This window comes from Streptomyces sp. NBC_00669 (assembly GCF_036226785.1).
Classification (GTDB): domain Bacteria; phylum Actinomycetota; class Actinomycetes; order Streptomycetales; family Streptomycetaceae; genus Actinacidiphila.
The window spans coordinates 3,412,008-3,430,648 of the sequence record NZ_CP109018.1 but is presented as its reverse complement, the minus strand read 5'-3'; the positions used below and the strand labels follow the sequence as shown (position 1 = coordinate 3,430,648).

Genomic DNA, 18,641 nt, shown 5'->3' with positions numbered 1-18,641 from the left:
GTGCCGGTCGCCGGTTCGGCCGTCACCGGTGCGGCGGTCGTCGGTGCCGTGGTCGCCGGTGCGGTGGTCGTCGGGGTGGCGCGGTCGTCGTCCATCGTGCCGCCATGGTCCCGCATCCGTTTCCTACCGTCCGGTGCGCGTCGGTTTTCCTACGGTGGCGGTCCCGCGGCGGCCTCGACCCGCAGGCCGCCCACACCTTCGGGAGCACACGATGAGGATCGGGATTCTCGGCACCGGAAACCTGGCGACCGCGCTGGGGGCGGCCTGGGTACGGGCCGGGCACGACGTGGTGGTCGGCGGCCGTTCGCACGAGAAGGCCGCCGCGGCGGCGGCCGCGATGGGCGCCGGTACGGTCACCGGTGACCCGGGCCGTGGCGGTACGGCCACCGGCGGCACCGCCCGCGCGGGGGCCACCCCTGCTGAGGCCGTCGCCGGGCAGGACGCCGTGCTGCTCGCCGTCACCTGGACCGGGGTGCCCGACATCCTGCGCGCGGCGGGCGCCGCCGGCGGCGCGCTGTCCGGGACCGTGCTGATCGACCCGGTCAACGCGGTGGACCACGGCGTCGGCGAGCACCTCGTGGCCGACGGCCGGGCCGCCGCCGAGCACATCGCGGAACTCGCCCCGGGCGCACACGTGGTCAAGGCGTTCCACCTCTTCCCCGCGGACCAGTGGTCGCCCGGCCGCGCACCGGTCACCGTACCGATCGCGGGCGACGACGAGGCGGCCCTGCACACCGCCGCCGGCCTCGTCCGCGACGCCGGCGCCGAGCCCGCGGCCGTCGGGCCGCTGCGCCGCGCGCGCCAACTGGAGGAAGCGGCGGGCCTGGTGATCGCCCTGGTCTTCGCCGGGCACGACCCGGGCGCGGCCGTCCCCCACGTGCCGGCCCGCGCCACCGCGCGGGCCTGAGCCGCCCCGGCCGCCGGGCGCGGACCCGCCGGGTCGGAACGGGGGCGCGCGCCACGCCGTACGATCCGGCGCGTTGCGCCGATCAGCGGGTCACGGTGCCCGGCGGCTACGCTCGGCGGCATGAACGATAGCCCTCACCACCCGCGTGCGCACCAGCACTTCGAGACCCTGGCGATCCACGCCGGCCAGCCGGCCGACGCGCAGACCGGTGCGGTGGTCACGCCGATCTACCAGGTCTCGACGTACAAGCAGGACGGCGTCGGTGGACTGCGCGGCGGTTACGAGTACAGCCGCTCGGCCAACCCGACCCGCACCGCGCTCGAACAGAACCTCGCCGCCCTCGAAGGCGGCAGCCGCGGCCTCGCCTTCGCGTCCGGCCTGGCCGCGGAGGACTGCCTGCTGCGTACGGTGCTGACGCCCGGCGACCACGTGGTCATCCCCAACGACGCCTACGGCGGCACCTTCCGGCTCTTCTCGAAGGTCGCCGAGCGGTGGGGCGTGCGGTGGTCGGTCGCCGACACCTCCGACGTGCAGGCGGTACGCGACGCCGTACGGCCGGAGACGAAGCTGATCTGGGTGGAGACGCCGTCCAACCCGCTGCTCGGCATCACCGACATCGCCGCGCTCGCCGGGGTGGCGCACCAGGCCGGGGTGCGGCTGGTGGTCGACAACACCTTCGCCAGCCCCTACCTCCAGCAGCCGCTGGCGCTGGGCGCGGACGTGGTGGTGCACTCCATGACCAAGTACATGGGCGGGCACTCCGACGTCGTCGGCGGTGCGCTGGTCACCTCCGACGCCGCGCTCGGCGAGGAGTTGGCGTACCACCAGAACGCGATGGGCGCGGTGGCCGGGCCGTTCGACGCGTGGCTGGTCATGCGCGGGATCAAGACGCTCGCGGTGCGGATGGACCGGCACAGCGAGAACGCCGGGCGGATCGCGGAGATGCTGGCGGGCCACGGCAAGGTCACCCGGGTCTACTACCCCGGGCTCGCCTCGCACCCCGGGCACGAGGTCGCGGCGAAGCAGATGCGGGGCTTCGGCGGGATGGTGTCCTTCCAGGTGGCCGGCGGTGAGGAGGCGGCGGTCGCCGTCTGCGACCGTGCGGAGCTCTTCACGCTCGGGGAGTCGCTCGGCGGGGTGGAGTCGCTCATCGAGCACCCGGGGCGTATGACGCATGCGTCTGTGGCCGGTTCCGCGCTCGAGGTTCCGGCGGACCTCGTCCGTATCTCGGTCGGCATCGAAGCGGTGGACGACCTCATCGACGATCTTCGCGGCGCGCTCGGCTGATCCACCCGGGTGCCCCGGTCCGACGGTCGAGGGGCCACCTGCCGGTGGGGGTGCTCGCGCGGGGGGGTGCTCGCCGTGTCCAAGGGCAGCCCCCCAGGGGGTGGTCCCGGCGCCGGCAGGGCTGGGGCACCCGGGGGGTTCAGGCGAGGAGGAGCACTGCCGTGGTGGCCGCGGCGAGGAGGACCGTGCAGAGCGCGTAGCGCACGATGCGGCGGCGCCGTAGGAGCCGGCGGCCCCGCGCGGCGGCGCGCTCCGCGAGGTCGGAGGGCACCAGCGGGTGCGGGGTGTCGAGTTGCCGCCGCAACTCGTCCTCGCGCCGGTTCGGCGGCGCACTCACCGTCCGACCGCCGAGGCCGTACGGGACCGGGACCGGGACCGTGCGGCCCGGGGGCCGACCCGGGCCGGCCGGCTGCGCAGCCTCGCCCCGCTGTGCGCGGCGATCTCCCCGACCCGTTCGACCCCCATCCCGAGCAGCGCCGCGGTCTGCTCCTCCCCGATCCCCTCGAAGTACCGCATGGTGATGATGAGCCGCTCGCGCGCGGAGAGCCCGTCGAGGGCGCCGCCGCGCAGGCGGCGCCAGGGCCGGTAGGCGTACCGCACGAACAGCTCGGTGCGCGCCCGGTCGTAGGGGTCGTCGCCGTCGAGCAGGTGCTGCCAGTCCGCGTAGAGCCGGGCGAGCGCGGCGGTGAGCAGCCGCTCGGCGGCGGCCCGGTCGCCGGTGAGGAGGAGGGCGGAGTGCAGCAGCCGTCCGCCCGCGCCCGCGACGAACGCCGCGAACTCGGCGTCCCGGCGGGTCCCCGCGACCGCCCGGCGCTGACGCCCTGGAGTGCGTCCTGGAGTGCGCCCTGGAGTCCCCACGCGGCCATGGGACGGCACGCGCGGGCCCGGGGTCAATACTCGTGCGTGACCCGGGTCACACCGGTTCGGCGGCGCCGGTGCGGGGGTGCGCTCAGCGGCCGACGATGTCCTCGCCGCGGTCCGGCTCGCCGCGCTGCCCGAACCCGGAGTGCCAGTCGGCAAGCGCGATGTTGAAGCGGCCCAGCAGCTCGGTGAACAGCTCCCGTTCCCGCGGCGACCAGTCCTCGGTCACCTTGGCCATCAACTCCCGCCGGGAGTCGCGTACTTCGCCCAGCCGACCGCGGCCGCGCGGGGACAGCGCGAGGACGACCGCACGTCCGTCCTCGGGGTGGGAGGTGCGCTTGACCAGGCCGGTGTCGACCAGCGGCGCGACCTGGCGGGTGACCGTGGAGGAGTCGATGCCCATCGCCTCGGCGAGTGCCTTGACGCCCATCGGGCCCTCGTGGTCGAGCCGGTTGAGCAGGAGGTAGGCGGCGCGGTCCATGGAGTTGCGGGCCCTGCCGACACCGCCGAGCCGGGTCTGCTCGGCGCGGCGGGCGAAGAGGGCGACCTGGTGCTGGAGGCTCTCAAGGAGTTCGGTCGAGGTCTCCGGAGGGTTGGACATGACCTTGAAGCTCGCGTTCTGTCGGTCCGGTGGAGTACCGGTGAGGGTTCCGGTCGAAGTGGGATGAGCGGGAGGTACGGCGCGGGTACGGCGGGAAGTTGGGAGAAGAGTACGCGGCCACGGTCACCGCGGGGAGCTTCTGTCGACTTCCCGGGCAAAGGGTTGGCCGGGATCGCGAGGTCGGACTGCGAGACTGGGCGCATGGACAACAATCGGCTCCGGTCGATCACCCTGGATGACGTGCGCGGAGCCCACAAGATGCTCTCCGGGGTCGCCCGGATCACCGCGATGGAGACCTCCCGCCACTTGTCGTCGCTGGTCGGGGCGCCGGTGCATCTCAAGTGCGAGAACCTCCAGCGCACCGGGTCGTTCAAGATCCGCGGCGCGTACGTGCGGATCGCCGGGCTGCGCCCGGAGGAGCGCGCGGCCGGCGTGGTGGCCGCGAGCGCCGGCAACCACGCGCAGGGCGTCGCGCTCGCCGCGTCGCTGCTCGGCGTGCGCTCGACGGTGTTCATGCCCATGGGCGCCCCGCTGCCCAAGGTGGCCGCGACCCGCGACTACGGCGCCGAGGTCCGGCTGCACGGCACGGTCGTCGACGAGACGCTGCGGGCGGCGATCGCGTACGCGGAGCGGACCGGCGCGGTGTTCATCCACCCCTTCGACCACCCGGACATCATCGCCGGGCAGGGCACGGTGGGCCTGGAGGTGCTGGAACAGTGCCCCGAGGTGCGGACCGTGGTGGTCGGCGTCGGCGGCGGCGGGCTGGTGGCGGGGATGGCGGTGGCGATCAAGGCACTGCGGCCGGATGTGCGGGTCGTCGGGGTGCAGGCGGCGGGCGCGGCGGCGTATCCGCCCTCGCTCGCGGCGGGGCGGCCGATAGCGCTGGGCTCGGTGGCGACCATGGCGGACGGCATCATGGTCGGCCGGCCGGGCGACGTGCCGTTCGCGCTGGTCAAGGAGCTGGTCGACGACGTGGTGACGGTCTCCGAGGACGACCTGTCGTCGGCGCTGCTGCTGTGTCTTGAACGGGCGAAGCTGGTGGTGGAGCCGGCCGGGGCCAGTTCGGTGGCGGCGCTGCTGGCGGCGCCGCGGTCCCTCGAGGGCCCGGTGGTGGCGGTGCTGTCGGGCGGGAACGTGGACCCGTTGCTGATGCAGCGCATCCTGCGGCACGGCATGTCGGCGGCCGGCCGCTACCTGTCGCTGCGGCTGCGGCTCACCGACCGACCGGGCGCGCTGGCCGGGCTGTTGAGCACATTGTCAGAGGCGGATGCCAATGTGCTCGACATCAGCCACATGCGCACCGACCCGCGGCTCGGCCTCACCGAGGCGGAGGTCGAGGTGCACCTGGAGACGAAGGGGCCCGAGCACCGCGCGGTGGTCGCGACGGTCCTGGAGGACGCCGGCTACCGGGTGATCGGCTGAGCGGGCGGCGCGGCCCGGGAAAACCGGTTGACGCGATATATCGCGTCTGGCATGCTCGCGGACTATCGCGAAGACGCCCGTCGACCGATGAGTTCCGGTCGGCGCACCGGTCGAACGGGCACGAGGCAGCGGGCCCGGCCGCGGGCACGCGGCTGCCGCCCCGGTACGCGTCCCGCGTACGCGCACACACAGATCACCGACGGGAGCGAAAGACATGGCGGGCGCCATCTACGCCGAAGGTCTGGTCAAGACCTTCGGAGACGTCAGAGCACTGGGGGGAGTGGATCTCGACGTGCCGGAAGGCACCGTCCTCGGCCTGCTCGGGCCCAACGGCGCGGGGAAGACCACCGCCGTCCGGGTCCTGACCACACTGCTCCGCCCCGACAGCGGCAAGGCCGTCGTCGCGGGCATCGACGTGCTCAAGCACCCCAACGAGGTCCGCCGGCACATCGGGCTGTCCGGCCAGTTCGCGGCCGTCGACGAGTACCTCACCGGCCGCGAGAACCTGCAGATGGTCGCGCAGCTCTACCAGCTCGACGCGAAGCGGGCCAAGGCGCGCGCCGACGAACTGCTGGAGCGGTTCAACCTCGCCGACGCCGCCAACCGCGTCTCCAAGACCTACTCCGGCGGTATGCGCCGCCGGCTCGACCTGGCCGCCGCCCTCGTGGTCAGCCCGCCGGTGATGTTCATGGACGAACCCACCACCGGGCTCGACCCGCGCAACCGGCAGCAGTTGTGGGAGGTCATCCAGGAACTGGTGGCCGGCGGCACCACCTTGCTGCTCACCACGCAGTACCTGGAGGAGGCCGACCACCTCGCGCACGACATCTGCGTCATCGACCACGGCCTGGTGATCGCCCGCGGCACCTCCGACCAGCTCAAGGCGCAGACCGGCGGCGAGCGGATCGAGGTCGTCGCCCACGACCAGGGCCGGATCGAGGACACCGTGGCCGTGCTGGTCCGGCACGGCAAGGGCGGCCGGGACGCCGTCACCGTCGAGCAGCACACCCGCAAGGTCACCGTGCCGGTCGCAGGCGGCGCCAAGCTGCTGGCCGAGGTGATCCGCGACCTCGACGCCGAGAGCATCGAGATCGACGACATCGGGCTGCGCCGCCCCACCCTCGACGACGTGTTCCTCTCCCTCACCGGGCACACCGCCGAGGAGTCCGAGGCGCAGGCCGCGGAGGCCGCCGAACGCGCCGGCTCCGACTCCGGCTCCGGCTCCGGCTCCGGCTCCGGTTCGGCATCCGGCTCCGGTGACGACCAGCAGGCCGCTTCGGCGAAGGAGAGCACGAAATGAGCGCCGTCACCGGCACCCCCGAGACCCCGCACGCCACCCTCGCGCCGACCCCGCGCGGCGGCGTGCTGGGCTCCCTGCACGACTCCCTGGTCGTCGCCAAGCGCAACCTGCTGCGGATGATGCGCATCCCCGAGGTCGTGATCTTCGGCCTGTTCCAGCCGATCATGTTCGTGGTGCTGTTCAGCTACGTCTTCGGCGGCTCGGTCGCCGTCGGCGGGTCGTCCAACGCCTCCGACTACCGCAACTTCCTGATGGCGGGCATCTTCGCGCAGACCGTCACCTTCGCCACCGCGGGCGCCGGCGCGGGCATCGCCGACGACATGCACAAGGGCCTGATCGACCGGTTCCGCTCGCTGCCGATGTCGCGCGGCGCGGTGCTCACCGGCCGTACCCTCGCCGACCTGGTGCAGACGGCGCTGACCGTGGTCGTCCTCGCCTGCGTCGGACTGCTGGTCGGCTGGCGCATCCACAACGGCGTGCCGAAGATGTTCGGCGCGTTCGCGCTCCTGCTGCTGCTCGGCTACGCCTTCTCCTGGATCGGCGCGCTGATCGGCCTGTCGGTGCGCACCCCCGAGGCGGCCACCTCCGGCGGCCTGGTCTGGCTCTTCCCGGTCACCTTCGTGTCCAACGCGTTCGTCTCCCCGGAGAACATGACGCCGTGGCTGCGGCACATCGCCGAGTGGAACCCGTTCAGCGCCACCGTCCAGGCGAGCCGCACGCTCTTCGGCAACCCGGGCGTGGTCAAGTCCTCGGCCTGGCCGATGGAGCACCCGGTGTGGGCCTCGCTGGCCTGGTCGGTGGTCATCGTGGCGATCTTCCGCACCCTCGCGGTGCGCAAGTACCGCTCCGCGGCCTCCTAGCCGGTCCCGTACGAGGCCGTACGCGGCCCGTACGCAGGCCGTACGCGCCGGTGCGCCCGCGCCCCGGACGTACGCCGTACACGTACGCAGCCCCGGCCGTCACCCGACGGCCGGGGCTGCGTCATGCGTGCCGCGAGGGCGGCGCCGCGCGGAGGGCTCAGCCCTGGTACGGCTTCACGTCGAGGACCTTCACCGCCGCCGTCTTGCCGTTCGGCAGCTCGTACGTGGCGTCCTCGCCCTTGCGCTTGCCGGCCACACCCCGGCCGAGCGGCGACTGCGGCGAGTACGTGTCGAGGTCGCTGCCGACCCCCTCGCGCGAGCCGAGCAGGAAGGTCAGCGTGTCGTCCGGGTCGCCGTCGAACGCGATGGTCACCACCATGCCGGGCGCCACCACGCCGTCGTCGGCCGGCGCCTCGCCGACCTTCGCGGTCTCCAGGATCTGGTTGAGCTGCCGGATGCGCAGCTCCAGCTTGCCCTGGTCCTCACGCGCCGCGTGGTAGCCGGCGTTCTCCTTGAGATCGCCTTCCTGACGGGCTTCCTCGATCTTGGCGACGATCTCGGCGCGGGCCGGACCAGACAGATGCTCCAGCTCGGCCTTGAGCTGGTCGTACGCCGCCTGGGTGAGCCAGGTGACGTTGTCGCTGGTCTGGGTCACAGGTGCTCCTCGTCGGTACTGTCATGCGGTGTGCGTATGCGTGTCCCTTTCCGGTGAACAAGTGCATTGCCAGCCGGTGCAGGGACGAAACCACGAGCCTAACAATTCCTGACCGGCGAGGCGGCCTCGTCCTGCCGGTCCGCGGCCACTCGGCGGCCGGCGGGCGGGTCCCGGGCGCGTCCCGGTCGGGCACCGGGCGGGGCCCCGGGCGCGTCCCGCACGCGCCTCGAACGCGTTTCCGGGCCTCGTGGAGCCCTTCTGGCGCGTGCCGCTCGGCGCGCGGCCGACATGCGGCGGCGCCCCCGGCCGGGTGCGGGGAGATATGCCCCACATGCGGTTACATCGTGCGGAGCGACCGTACTGCGCGAAGGGTGGCAGCGTGCCGGACAGCCCGAGCCGGGACACGGCTTACACGACCCTGGGCGTGCCGCGGCAGCGCCTGCTGTTCGGCGGCGTGTACGGGACGGTGCTCGCCAGTTCCCTCGCGTCCGCCCTCGACCACGACACCGGCCAGCCCAACCCCGGCTACGACGCGCTGTGGATTCTGCTGGCCGCGGTCACGGCGGCCGCGGCCCACGGTTACGCGCACACCATCTCCCACTGGTCGGCCGGCGGCGGCAAGAAGGCCACCGTCGAGACGCTCCGGTCGATGCGGGACGAGTGGCCGCTGGTCGCCGCCGTGATGCCGACGCTGTTCGTGCTCCTGGGCGCGTCCGCCGGGTGGTGGAGCGAGAGCGGCGGCACCAGCGTCGTCCTGATCGTCAACACCGCGACGCTCTTCGGATGGGGGCTGTGGGCGGCCCGCGCGGCGGGTCAGGGCTGGGGGCCGTCCTGCCGGGTCGGCGGCGTGGACGTGCTGATCGGCCTGTTCATCGTGGGCGCGAACGTGCTCAGCCACTGACGGGAGCGGGGCCGGGCGGCCGGCCCGGGGCCTGCCCTTCGGCCGTCCTCCGGCTGCTCGTCAGCTGTTCTTCGCGGTCTGGCAGCCCACGAGTTCGCCGGTGGTGCCCAGCGCCGTGGTGCGGAGCGTCACGATCGTGTCGACGTCCTTGGCGTGCTGGGTGATCCGTACGTCCTTGCGCCCGACCTCGTTGTGGTCGGTGTCCTGGGAGCGGACCGTGCAGATCGCGACGGTGCCGGCGCCCTTGTGGACTTCGAGGTGGATCTGCAGGGAGTGGTCGGTCACCGCCTTGAAGGAGACGACCTGCGCGCTGATCTTGTTCCCGGTCAGCGAGTGCCAGGCGAAGTAGCCGATGCCGACCGCCAGGAGCGCGCCCAGCACGACCGCGGCCCTGCGCAGGGCGCGGTCCTTGCGGGCGTCCGCGTCCGGGTCGCCGCCGTAACGCCCTTCGGGCAGCGCGGGTGCCGGGCCAGGCTGCACGGCCGTCATGATCGTCCCTCCGTCGGGGAACCGCGGAATTATTCGCCCCCGTCTCCCGTCACTATAGGGAGGTTCCCCCGGGTGACTTCGGAGGGGGTTCGACACTGTTGTGAAGACCGGAGACCTAAGGAAGCCAGCCTTGACCGATCAGCTTCGACTGATGGCCGTGCACGCCCACCCCGACGACGAGTCGAGCAAGGGTGCGGCCACCATGGCCAAGTACGTGTCAGAGGGGGTCGACGTGCTGGTGGCGACGTGCACCGGCGGCGAGCGCGGCTCCGTGCTCAACCCCAAGCTCCAGGGCGACGCCTATATCGAGGAGCACATCCACGAGGTCCGGGCCAAGGAGATGGACGAGGCCCGGCAGATCCTCGGCGTGAAGCAGGCGTGGCTCGGCTACGTGGACTCGGGGCTGCCCGAGGGCGACCCGCTGCCGCCGCTGCCCGAGGGCTGCTTCGGCCTGGAGGACGTGGACACCGCGGCCGGCGCGCTGGTGAAGCTCATCCGCGAGTTCCGGCCGCAGGTGATCACCACCTACGACGAGAACGGCGGCTACCCGCACCCCGACCACATCATGACCCACAAGATCTCGGTGGTGGCGTTCGAGGCGGCGGGGGACCCCGAGCGCTACCCCGAGGCGGGCGAGCCCTGGACCCCCTCGAAGCTCTACTACAACCAGGGCTTCAACAAGGCCCGCACGCTCGCCCTGCACGAGGCGCTGCTCGCCCGCGGCCTGGAGTCCCCGTACGAGGACTGGATCAAGCGGTTCGAGGAGTCCGACCGGCCCGAGCGCAACCTGACCACCCACGTGCCGTGCGGCGACTTCTTCGAGATCCGTGACAAGGCGCTGCTCGCCCACGCCACCCAGATCGACCCCGACGGCGGCTGGTTCCGGGTCCCGATGGACGTCCAGCGCGAGGTCTGGCCCACCGAGGACTACGAACTCGCCCGCTCCCGGGTGGACGTCTCCCTGCCCGAGGACGACCTGTTCGCGGGCGTTCGCGGGGCCTGACCTCCGGGGCCTCGCGGGCCTGAGCAACAATGGAGGGCGTGACTGACTACCACGCCCTCCACCACCTTGTCCCGCTCGCCCAGGAGCTCGACAAGAACAAGGTGACCCCAGGGCTGCTCGGGTTCGTGGTCTTCGCCGTGATCGCGGTGGGCCTGTGGGCGCTGATGAAGAACATGAACAAGCAGATGAAGAAGATCGACTTCGAGGAGCAGCCGGCTCCCGACACGAAGCCGAAGATCCCGGCGGCGCGGGAGTAACCGCGCGGCGGCCCGCCGCTACGTCGGGACCGCCATCACCATCCGGGCAGACCTCGTCGGGGTCATGCCCAGCCTCCACGCGTCCCAGGGCGACCCGGGGACGATGGAACCGCGGGCGAGCAGCAGCAGGTGCGCCTCGGCGTACTCCGTGAGATCGGGGTCGCGCTCGGGGAAGGACTCGGCCAGCAGCGCCTGGAGCTCCTCACGGGCCCGGGTGGTGCCGTCGGGCCCGGCCGGGTCCGGCGGCAGCAGCGGCAGCACCGTGGCCCGCAGGAAGACCGCCCAGTCGTGGCCGCGCCGGTCCCCGAGCGAGGCGAAGAGCTCCGCCGCCTCGTCCAGCAGCGTCAGCGCCTCCAGCAGCCGCCCGTTCCCCGCGTCGATCACCGCCAGCTCCACGCACGACCACGCCTCGCCGTGCTCCACCCCGATCCGCCGGAAGTCCTGCCGGGCGTCCTGGAGCAGCTGCCGGGCGAACCCGCTGTTGCGCAGGTTCCCGGTGCGGGCCGCCCGCTGGTCCCGGGTCACCCGCGCGGAGTGGTGCCGGGCGCACGCCAGCCCGTAGACGTCCCGCATCCGGGAGAACATGCTGCGCGACCGCTCCAGGGTGCGCAGCGCCGCGTCGGTGTCGCCGCTCTCCTCCAGCGCGTGCCCGAGGTAGTACAGCGTCCACGCCTCGCCGCGGGCGTCCTCACTGGTCCGGTGCCGCTGCACCGCCTCGTCCAGGTCGCGGGCGGCCTCCCGCGCCTCGCCCCGCATCAGCCGCGCACGGGCCTGCTGGGTGAGCGTCCACGCGGTGCCGCGCGGGTCACGGGCCAGGGCGTACGACCGCCCGGCCGCGCGCAGTTCCTCCTCGCCCTCCGCCAGCCGGCCCAACCGCAGGTAGACCTGGCCGAGTTGGAGGTGCGCCCAGGCCTCGCCCTGCACGCTCTCGTTCTCCCGGTGCAGCGCCAGCGACTCCTGGAGCAGCCCGAGCGCCTGCCCGACCTGGCCCATGTCCCGCAGTACCGCGGCGAGCGCGTGCAGCGTCCAGGCCCGGTCCTCCTCCAGCCCGGGCGCCGCCTGGATGTCGACGGCCTCGCGCAGCCGCAGTTCGGCCTCCCGCAGGTTGCCCTGGTGGTGCAGGGTGATGCCGAGGCTGTCCAGCGCGCGGGCGGCGCCGGCCGGGTGCTCGGCCTCGAAGTACAGGTCCACCACCGCGCTGAGGGTGGACTTCGAACGGTCCAGCTCGCCGAGCTGCCGGGCCGCGATGCCGGTCCGCCACTGCACCGACCGCACCAGCACCGAACGGTCGTCCTCGGTGCCCGAGCGCAGCCCCGCGGCCTGCTGCGCCTGGGCCATCTCGCTGATCTCGCCCAGCCGGTACAGGTCGCCGCGCAGCAGGCAGTAGTCGCACAGCGCGCCCAGCAGCGCCTGCACGGCGGACTGGTCCACCCCCGCGGTGTCGCGCAGCGCGGCGGTGATGAACGAGGACTCCTCGTCCAGCCAGCGCAGCGCGAGTTCGAGGGAGGCGAAGCCGTGCGGCCCGAACCGGCCGGCCCGGGTCGAGGTCTTCCCCTCGACCAGCCGGATCACGGTGTCGGCCAGGTCGGCGTAGGAGCGGATCAGCCGTTCGTGGGCGGCGGCCCGCTCGACCGGGTCCTCCTCGTCGAGCAGCCGCTCCGCGGCGAAGGCCCGGACCAGGTCGTGCGGCCGGTAGCGGCTGCCGCGGACGTTCTCCAGCAGCCCGGCGGCGGCCAGTTCGGCCAGCCGGCGGCCGGCCTCCTGCTCGTCGGTGGCCAGCAGCGCCGCGGCCGCGGCCGCCCCGAAACTGGCCCGGCCGGCGAGCGCGAGGCGGCGCAGCAGGCGGCGGCCCGGCTCGGGCTGGTCGTGGTAGCGCAGCGCGAGCACCCGGTCGACCGGGTCGCGCGGCCCGAACACCTCGATGTCGTCGGCCAGTCCGGCCGCGCCGCCGTGCTCGGCGAGCCCGGAGGCCGCGATCCGCAGCGCGATCGGCAGGCCCGCGGTCAACTCGCGCAGCCGCTCGGCCTGTTCGGGCGGCGCGGTGTCGGTACCGGCCGCGTCGGCGATCTCGCCGAGCAGTTCGAAGGTGTCGTCGAGGTTCAACGGGCCGACCGGCAGGTGATGCACGACCGCGCCCGGCAGATCCGGGTCGAACGGCTCGGCGGAGGTGACCAGCACCAGGCTCTCGGAGCGCTCCGGCACCAGCTGCCGGATCTGCTCGGCGTCGGCCGCGTCGTCCAGCACGATCACCACCGGCACGCCGGTCAGGTGCTGCTGGTACTGCTCGGCGAGGCGGCGCATGTGCTGGCCCTGGTCCTGCCGCTCCGGCCGCTCCCGGAAGAGGAGCTGGTCGCGGGGCGCGCCGAGCCGGTTGAGCAGGTGCAGCAGCGCGTCCCTGACCGGCAGCGGCGCGGCGCCCGCGCCGCGCAGGTCCACCACGCACGCGCCCTTGAACTGGTCCTTCAACTCCCTTGCCGCGCGCACCGCGAGGGCGCTGCGGCCACCGCCGGCCGGGCCGTGCAGGACCACGACCGTGGGGCGTACGGCAGTTGACGCGCGGGCCTGGTGCACCCACTGCGCGATCTGGGCGAGGTGGCCGCGCCGCCCGGCGAACGGCCCCTCGGTCTCCGGAAGTTGGCCGAACGACTGCTCCAGGACCGCCCGGGCCCGGGCGGCGGCGCTGCGATCCCCGCCGCGCCGCGCCTTGGTGGCCGCGGCCCGCTCCGGTACGGGCGGCGGCACCGGTGCGGGCGGGGCCGGGGAAGCGGGTGCGGGCGCGGGCCCGCGGGTGGGCGGCGGCGCGGTCGCGCGCGGCGGCTCGGGCGCGGCGGTGCGCTGCCTGGCGATCGATGGGGCACCCGCGCCGGATACGGAGCCCTGCGTGGAGCCCTGTGCGGAGCTCTGTGCGGAGCCGGATGCGGAGCCCGGTGCGGCCGGCCGGGCGTCCAGCACGAACGGCCTTATCCCGCGCTGCTCCACCGCCGCCAGCCACGCCGACCTGGCCTGCGCGGCGCCGGCGGGCAGCGCCTGGTGCGCCCGGAGGGTGCGCAGCGCCGCCACGCAGAAGGTCGCGGCGCCGGTGGCGAGGCCGGTGATCACGGCGGCGCCGGCCGACAGCCCGTGCCCGAGGTCGAGGCCGAAGGCGACCACCGCGGCCACGATCGCGGCGAGTCCTGGCACCGAACCGGGCGCCATCGCCGAGACGTTGGAGGCGGCCCGGCCCTCGCGCAGCGCCTTGCGGTAGGCGGTGTACTCCTCGGGAGCGGCACCCGCAAGGTCGTCCAACTGCTTCCGGCCGCGCGCCAGCAGCGCCCGCGTGTCGCCCGCGGGGCTCCCGGCGCCGGCGCCCCGCTCGGCCACCGTTCGGCGCAGCAGCCGCTCCACCTCGGCCCGGTCCGCCGCCCGCAACGCGATCCGCGACTCCGCCACATGCCCTCCCGTTACCTACCGGCCCCGTGGTGAACACACTCCACGGGTAGTAGGAGGTTCCCGTACCGGGCCCGCCTCAACCCCCCGTTTCCGGCGCACCGTTGACAAGCACCCGGAGCCCACCGCGCGCGCCGGGCGGACGCAGGCGCCACCGGGCGTGGTGCCGGACCGGTGGCAGGCGCTGCGGCGGAGCCGGTACGGGCGCGCGCACGGTGCGGGCCGCGGGCGTCAACTGCCGTGCGGCTGAACCCCGTTGTCGGCGGCAGCGGTGGCGCGCTTGCCTGCTTCCCTGCCCGGTTCCGGCGCCGGCTCCACCTCGGTCTTCGCGCCCGCTTCCGCCTCTGCGCCCGCCTGCGCCGACCGCCGCAGCAGCAGGGCCCGTTCGGCGTTGTTCCGGGTCGACTCCGCGGCCCGGGCGAACTCCTCGCGCGCCTCGGCCGCCCGCCCCAGCCGCAGCAGCAGGTCCGCCCGTACGGCCGGCAGCAGGTGGTAGCCCTCCAGCGCGCCCGAGTCGGCGAGCGCGTCGGCCAGTTCGAGGCCCGCGGCCGGGCCGCGCGCCATGCCGACCGCCACCGCGCGGTTCAACTCGACCACGGGGGAGCCGGTACGGGCGGCCAGCATCCGGTACAGCCCGGCGATCCGGTCCCAGTCGGTGTCCGCCGGGTCGAGCGCGCTCGCGTGGCAGGCGGCGATCGCGCCCTGGAGCGCGTACGGCCCCGGCGCCACGCCCCGCTCCCGCGCCGCGGCGTTCGCCCGGGCCAGCGCGGCGAACCCGCGGCGGACCAGCAGCATGTCCCAGCGCCGCCGGTCCTGGTCGGCCAGCAGGACCGGCTCGGCGCCGCCGCGCGCGGCCGACCGCGACGCCTGGATCTCCAGCAGCGCGGCGAGCCCGTGCACCTCCGGCTCGGCCGGCATCAGCCCCGCCAGCACCCGGGCCAGCCGCAGCGCGTCCTCGCACAGCGCGGGACGCGTCCAGTCGTCGCCGGCGGTCGCCGAGTAGCCCTCGTTGAAGACCAGATAGACCACTTCGAGGACCGACGCGAGGCGCTGCGCCCGCTCCGGCCCGTAGGGCACCTCGAACGGCACCCGCTCCTTCGCGAGGGTGCGCTTGGCCCGGACGATCCGCTGCGCCACCGTCGGCTCCGCGACCAGGTACGCGCGGGCGATCTCGTCCGTGGTCAGGCCGCCCACCAGCCGCAGGGTCAGCGCGACCCGCGCCTCCTGGGACAGCACCGGGTGGCACGCGGTGAACACCAGCCGCAGCAGGTCGTCCTCGATCGCGTCCGGGTCCTCCGCCCGTGCGAACGCCTCCTCGACGTCCGCCGGCCCGGGCCCGGTCTCCTGCTCGCGGGCGAGCAGCCGCAGCTTGCGGGCGAACGTCTCGTCCCGGCGGATCTGGTCGATCGCCCGCCGCTTGGCGGTGGTCATCAGCCACGCGCCCGGGTTGCGCGGCACCCCCTCGCGCGGCCACTGCTCCAGCGCGGCGACCAGCGCGTCCTGGGCGAGTTCCTCCGCCGTGTCCAGGTCCCGCACCAGCCGGGCCAGCCCGGCCACCAGCCGCGGCGACTCGATCCGCCACACCGCGGCCACAGCCCGATGCGCGTCCCGTCCCGGGTCCGTACGGGACCGGGCGTGCCCGTCCACCGCCGCTTGCCCCTGTCCCTCTTCCTCCGTCATACCGTCATACCGCCACACCCGCCGCCTGCCGTGCCCGCCGTCGTCGCCGTGCTCGCCGTACCGACCCATGACAGCAGCCGGGGGCGCCCGCGCACGGCAGGCGCCCCCGACGCGCGGATCGCGTTACTGCGGCTCCACAATCTGCCGGATCTCCGACGACAGCTCCCACTCGTCGTCGTGCACCGACAAGAAGCGGGACGCCCACTCCAGGGCCTCCTCCTGCGACTTCACCTGCACGATGCAGTAGCCGCCGACGATCTCCTTGGCCTCGGTGAACGGCCCGTCCAGCACGGTCTGCTTCCCGCCGGACAGGTGCAGCACGGTGCCCTCCTCGGCGGGCCGCAGCCCCCCGGTGTCCAGCAGCACCCCGGCCTTGGCCATCTCGTCGATGAGCTTGCCCATCTCCGTCATCATCTCCGCGCTCGGCCCCGCCGCGGGCGCCTTCGAGGGGTCCACCTTGACCAGCATCATGTAGCGCATCTCGTGCTCCTTCGGTCCGTCCGGAGATCCTCCGGCCGCGGGACTTCTTCCCGCTCCCACCAGTGCGTCGAGCGGACCACCCCGGAATCGACACGCCCGCGGAACTTTTTTCCGGGCGGTCGTCGAAGACCGGGCACGCGCCCGGAAACAGCACATACCGGTGGACCAGCGCCACGGTCGCCGGCGCCCGCTCGACCCGCCAGTGGAACGGAATGCCCGCGCACTGCTCGGCCGACCACGAGTCGTACTGCTGGGCCGTGATCCGCTCGTGCATCCACGCGGGCACGACCCTCCCGGCACTCATCGTGCGCTTCCCGGTCCTCCTGGTCTCCGGCGCCGTCCGACGGCAGCGTGCGCAGCGTACTGGCCAGGGACGCGCGACGCGGTGACGGTGGGTCGTGGAGCGGCCGTCACGACACCTCCACGTCGGCGCGCGCGGAGGGTCGTGGCGGCGTGAGAAAGTGGCCGGGTGAACCGACTTGGTGACGCGACGTCGCCGTACCTGCTTCAGCACGCGGACAACCCGGTGGACTGGTGGCCCTGGGGCGACGAGGCGTTCGAGGAGGCCCGCAAGCGGGGGGTGCCGGTGCTGCTGAGCGTGGGGTACAGCAGCTGCCACTGGTGCCATGTGATGGCGCACGAGTCGTTCGAGGACGAGGCGGTCGCCGCCTACCTGAACGAGCACTTCGTCGCGGTCAAGGTGGACCGGGAGGAGCGCCCCGACGTCGACGCGGTCTACATGGAGGCCGTGCAGGCCGCCACCGGCCAGGGCGGCTGGCCGATGACCGTCTTCCTCACCCCCGACGGCGAGCCGTTCTACTTCGGCACCTACTTCCCGCCCACCCCGCGCGGCGGCATGCCCGGGTTCCGGGAGGTGCTGGAGGGCGTGGTCGCCGCGTGGCGGGAGCGCCGCGAGGAGGTCGGCGAGGTGGCCGGCCGGATCGTACGCGAACTGTCCGAGCGGTCCGGGGCGTATGGCAACGCGACCGGCGGCGTGGGCGAGAGCGAACTCGCCGCGGCGCTGCTCGGCCTGACCAGGGCGTACGACGAGACGCACGGCGGCTTCGGCGGCGCCCCGAAGTTCCCGCCGTCGATGGCGCTGGAGTTCCTGCTGCGCCACCACTCCCGTACCGGCGCCGAGGGCGCCCTGCGGATGGTCCGCGACACCTGCGAGGCGATGGCCCGCGGCGGGATCTACGACCAACTCGCGGGCGGCTTCGCCCGGTACAGCGTGGACGATGCGTGGGTCGTGCCGCACTTCGAGAAGATGCTCTACGACAACGCGCTGCTCACCCGCGTGTACGCACACCTGTGGCGGACCACCGGCTCCGACCTCGCCCGCCGGGTCGCCCTGGAGACCGCGGACTTCATGGTCACCGAACTCGGCACGGCCGAGGGCGGGTTCGCCTCCGCGCTGGACGCGGACAGCGACGACGGCAGCGGCCACGGCGTCGAAGGGGCCTACTACGTCTGGACGCCCGCCCAGCTCGCCGACGAACTCGGCCCGGCCGACGGCGAGTTCGCGGCCGGCTACTTCGGGGTGACCCCGGAGGGCACCTTCGAGGAGGGCGCCTCGGTCCTCCAACTCCCGCAGGGCAACGGCGTGGTGGACGCCGACCGGGTGGCCTCCGTACGCGACCGGCTGCTCACCGCCCGGGCGCGGCGGCCCCGGCCCAGCCGGGACGACAAGGTGGTGGCCGCCTGGAACGGGCTGGCCATCGCCGCGCTCGCCGAGACCGGCGCCTACTTCGACCGGCCCGACCTGGTGCAGGCCGCGGTCGACGCCGCCGACCTGCTGGTACGCGTCCACCTCGACCCCGATGGACGGCTGCTGCGCACCTCCCGCGACGGCGCGCCCGGCACCAACGCGGGCGTGCTGGAGGACTACGGCGACGTCGCCGAGGGCTTCCTCGCGCTCGCCTCCGTGACCGGGGAGGGCGCCTGGCTGGACTTCGCGGGGCTGCTGCTGGACGGGGTGCTCGCGCATTTCACCGCGCCCGACGGCACGCTCTACGACACCGCCGACGACGCCGAGGCGCTGATCCGCCGCCCGCAGGACCCGACGGACAACGCGGTGCCCTCCGGGTGGAACGCGGCGGCGGGCGCCCTGCTGTCGTATGCCGCGCACACCGGTTCCGAGCGGCACCGCACCGCGGCGGAGCGGGCGCTCGGCGTGGTCGGGGCGCTGGCCGCCCGCGCACCCCGCTTCGTCGGGTGGGGGCTCGCGGTGGCCGAGGCGATGCTCGACGGGCCGCGGGAGGTCGCGGTCGTCGGGGCGGTCGGGGACCCGCTCACCGACGAGTTGCACCGCACCGCGCTGCTGGGCGCCGCGCCCGGCGCCGTGGTGGCGATCGGGGAGGAGGGGTCGGAGGAGTTCCCGCTGTTGCGGGGGCGCCCGACCAGAGGAGGGCGCGCGGCGGCGTACGTCTGCCGCCGCTTCGTCTGCGACGCCCCCACCTCCGACCCCCGCGCCCTGCGCTCCCAACTCCGAGTGGACGCCTGACCCCCCGGT

At 74.0% G+C, this 18,641-nt stretch carries 17 protein-coding genes and 1 pseudogene; 9 read left to right on the top strand and 9 right to left on the bottom strand.

Going from position 1 to position 18,641, the window contains the following annotated elements; all coding sequences use genetic code 11:
- Window positions 1–211: 211 nt before the first annotated feature.
- Together OG896_RS13855 and OG896_RS13850 are read left to right on the top strand one after the other, a co-directional pair.
- Window positions 212–907 carry an NADPH-dependent F420 reductase gene (locus OG896_RS13855; protein WP_329365448.1) on the top strand — a complete coding sequence of 232 codons (696 nt, stop codon included), beginning with the start codon at window positions 212–214 and terminating at the stop codon, window positions 905–907.
- Between the two features lie 120 nt (window positions 908–1,027).
- The gene (locus OG896_RS13850; protein ID WP_329365446.1) at window positions 1,028–2,194 is read left to right on the top strand and encodes a cystathionine gamma-synthase; all 1,167 of its coding nucleotides are present in this window, start codon (window positions 1,028–1,030) and stop codon (window positions 2,192–2,194) included.
- Between the two features lie 139 nt (window positions 2,195–2,333).
- Here OG896_RS13850 and OG896_RS13845 read toward each other — a convergent pair whose 3' ends face one another.
- The 3 genes from OG896_RS13845 to OG896_RS13835 all read right to left on the bottom strand — a co-directional run bounded on the left by OG896_RS13845 (window position 2,334) and on the right by OG896_RS13835 (window position 3,656).
- On the bottom strand, window positions 2,334–2,531 hold the full coding sequence (locus OG896_RS13845) for a hypothetical protein (protein ID WP_329365444.1): 198 nt from the start codon (window positions 2,529–2,531) through the stop codon (window positions 2,334–2,336).
- A complete protein-coding gene (locus tag OG896_RS13840; protein WP_329365443.1) occupies window positions 2,528–3,052 on the bottom strand; it encodes a sigma factor-like helix-turn-helix DNA-binding protein in 525 nt (174 codons plus the stop codon). Before OG896_RS13840 ends, OG896_RS13845 begins: the two co-directional genes overlap by 4 nt.
- A gap of 91 nt (window positions 3,053–3,143) precedes the next feature.
- Complete coding sequence (locus tag OG896_RS13835; protein WP_328468514.1) at window positions 3,144–3,656, bottom strand: MarR family winged helix-turn-helix transcriptional regulator; 513 nt, start codon at window positions 3,654–3,656, stop codon at window positions 3,144–3,146.
- A gap of 201 nt (window positions 3,657–3,857) precedes the next feature.
- On the opposite strand from OG896_RS13835, the gene ilvA reads away from it, so the two are divergent.
- The 3 genes from ilvA (at window position 3,858) to OG896_RS13820 (ending at window position 7,238) form a co-directional block, all read left to right on the top strand.
- Window positions 3,858–5,078: a threonine ammonia-lyase gene (gene ilvA, locus OG896_RS13830; RefSeq protein WP_329365440.1), complete on the top strand. Its 1,221-nt coding sequence runs from the start codon at window positions 3,858–3,860 to the stop codon at window positions 5,076–5,078.
- A 214-nt stretch (window positions 5,079–5,292) separates the two neighbouring features.
- Complete coding sequence (locus tag OG896_RS13825; RefSeq protein ID WP_329365438.1) at window positions 5,293–6,378, top strand: ATP-binding cassette domain-containing protein; 1,086 nt, start codon at window positions 5,293–5,295, stop codon at window positions 6,376–6,378.
- On the top strand, window positions 6,375–7,238 hold the full coding sequence (locus OG896_RS13820; RefSeq protein ID WP_328468520.1) for an ABC transporter permease: 864 nt from the start codon (window positions 6,375–6,377) through the stop codon (window positions 7,236–7,238). Before OG896_RS13825 ends, OG896_RS13820 begins: the two co-directional genes overlap by 4 nt.
- 157 nt (window positions 7,239–7,395) lie before the next feature.
- On the opposite strand, the gene greA is transcribed toward OG896_RS13820, so the two are convergent.
- Window positions 7,396–7,893, bottom strand: coding sequence for a transcription elongation factor GreA (greA, locus tag OG896_RS13815; RefSeq protein ID WP_328468522.1), 498 nt, complete (start codon window positions 7,891–7,893; stop codon window positions 7,396–7,398).
- 379 nt (window positions 7,894–8,272) lie between these two features.
- Between greA and OG896_RS13810 the strand changes: the two genes are divergently transcribed.
- On the top strand, window positions 8,273–8,794 hold the full coding sequence (locus OG896_RS13810) for a hypothetical protein (RefSeq protein ID WP_329365436.1): 522 nt from the start codon (window positions 8,273–8,275) through the stop codon (window positions 8,792–8,794).
- Between the two features lie 60 nt (window positions 8,795–8,854).
- On the opposite strand, the gene OG896_RS13805 is transcribed toward OG896_RS13810, so the two are convergent.
- Window positions 8,855–9,283, bottom strand: coding sequence for a DUF4307 domain-containing protein (locus tag OG896_RS13805; protein WP_329365434.1), 429 nt, complete (start codon window positions 9,281–9,283; stop codon window positions 8,855–8,857).
- Between the two features lie 130 nt (window positions 9,284–9,413).
- Between OG896_RS13805 and mca the strand changes: the two genes are divergently transcribed.
- Window positions 9,414–10,286: a mycothiol conjugate amidase Mca gene (mca, locus tag OG896_RS13800; RefSeq protein ID WP_329365432.1), complete on the top strand. Its 873-nt coding sequence runs from the start codon at window positions 9,414–9,416 to the stop codon at window positions 10,284–10,286.
- Window positions 10,287–10,324: 38 nt separating this feature from the next.
- A complete protein-coding gene (locus tag OG896_RS13795; RefSeq protein WP_443057031.1) occupies window positions 10,325–10,543 on the top strand; it encodes a hypothetical protein in 219 nt (72 codons plus the stop codon).
- An 18-nt stretch (window positions 10,544–10,561) separates the two neighbouring features.
- Here the strand turns inward: OG896_RS13795 and OG896_RS13790 are convergent, their stop codons facing one another.
- From OG896_RS13790 to OG896_RS13775, 4 genes and pseudogenes are all read right to left on the bottom strand, one after another.
- A complete protein-coding gene (locus tag OG896_RS13790) occupies window positions 10,562–13,738 on the bottom strand; it encodes a tetratricopeptide repeat protein (protein WP_443057248.1) in 3,177 nt (1,058 codons plus the stop codon).
- A 462-nt stretch (window positions 13,739–14,200) separates the two neighbouring features.
- Window positions 14,201–15,649 carry an RNA polymerase sigma factor gene (locus OG896_RS13785; protein WP_329365430.1) on the bottom strand — a complete coding sequence of 483 codons (1,449 nt, stop codon included), beginning with the start codon at window positions 15,647–15,649 and terminating at the stop codon, window positions 14,201–14,203.
- Window positions 15,650–15,772: 123 nt separating this feature from the next.
- Window positions 15,773–16,129, bottom strand: a complete 357-nt coding sequence (locus tag OG896_RS13780) for a YciI family protein (protein ID WP_329365429.1) — start codon at window positions 16,127–16,129, stop codon at window positions 15,773–15,775.
- Between the two features lie 211 nt (window positions 16,130–16,340).
- Window positions 16,341–16,433 (bottom strand): annotated as a pseudogene (locus OG896_RS13775) (Uma2 family endonuclease); the annotation flags it as partial.
- A gap of 165 nt (window positions 16,434–16,598) precedes the next feature.
- On the opposite strand from OG896_RS13775, the gene OG896_RS13770 reads away from it, so the two are divergent.
- A complete protein-coding gene (locus OG896_RS13770) occupies window positions 16,599–18,632 on the top strand; it encodes a thioredoxin domain-containing protein (RefSeq protein WP_329365427.1) in 2,034 nt (677 codons plus the stop codon).
- The last annotated feature ends 9 nt before the right edge of the window (window positions 18,633–18,641 follow it).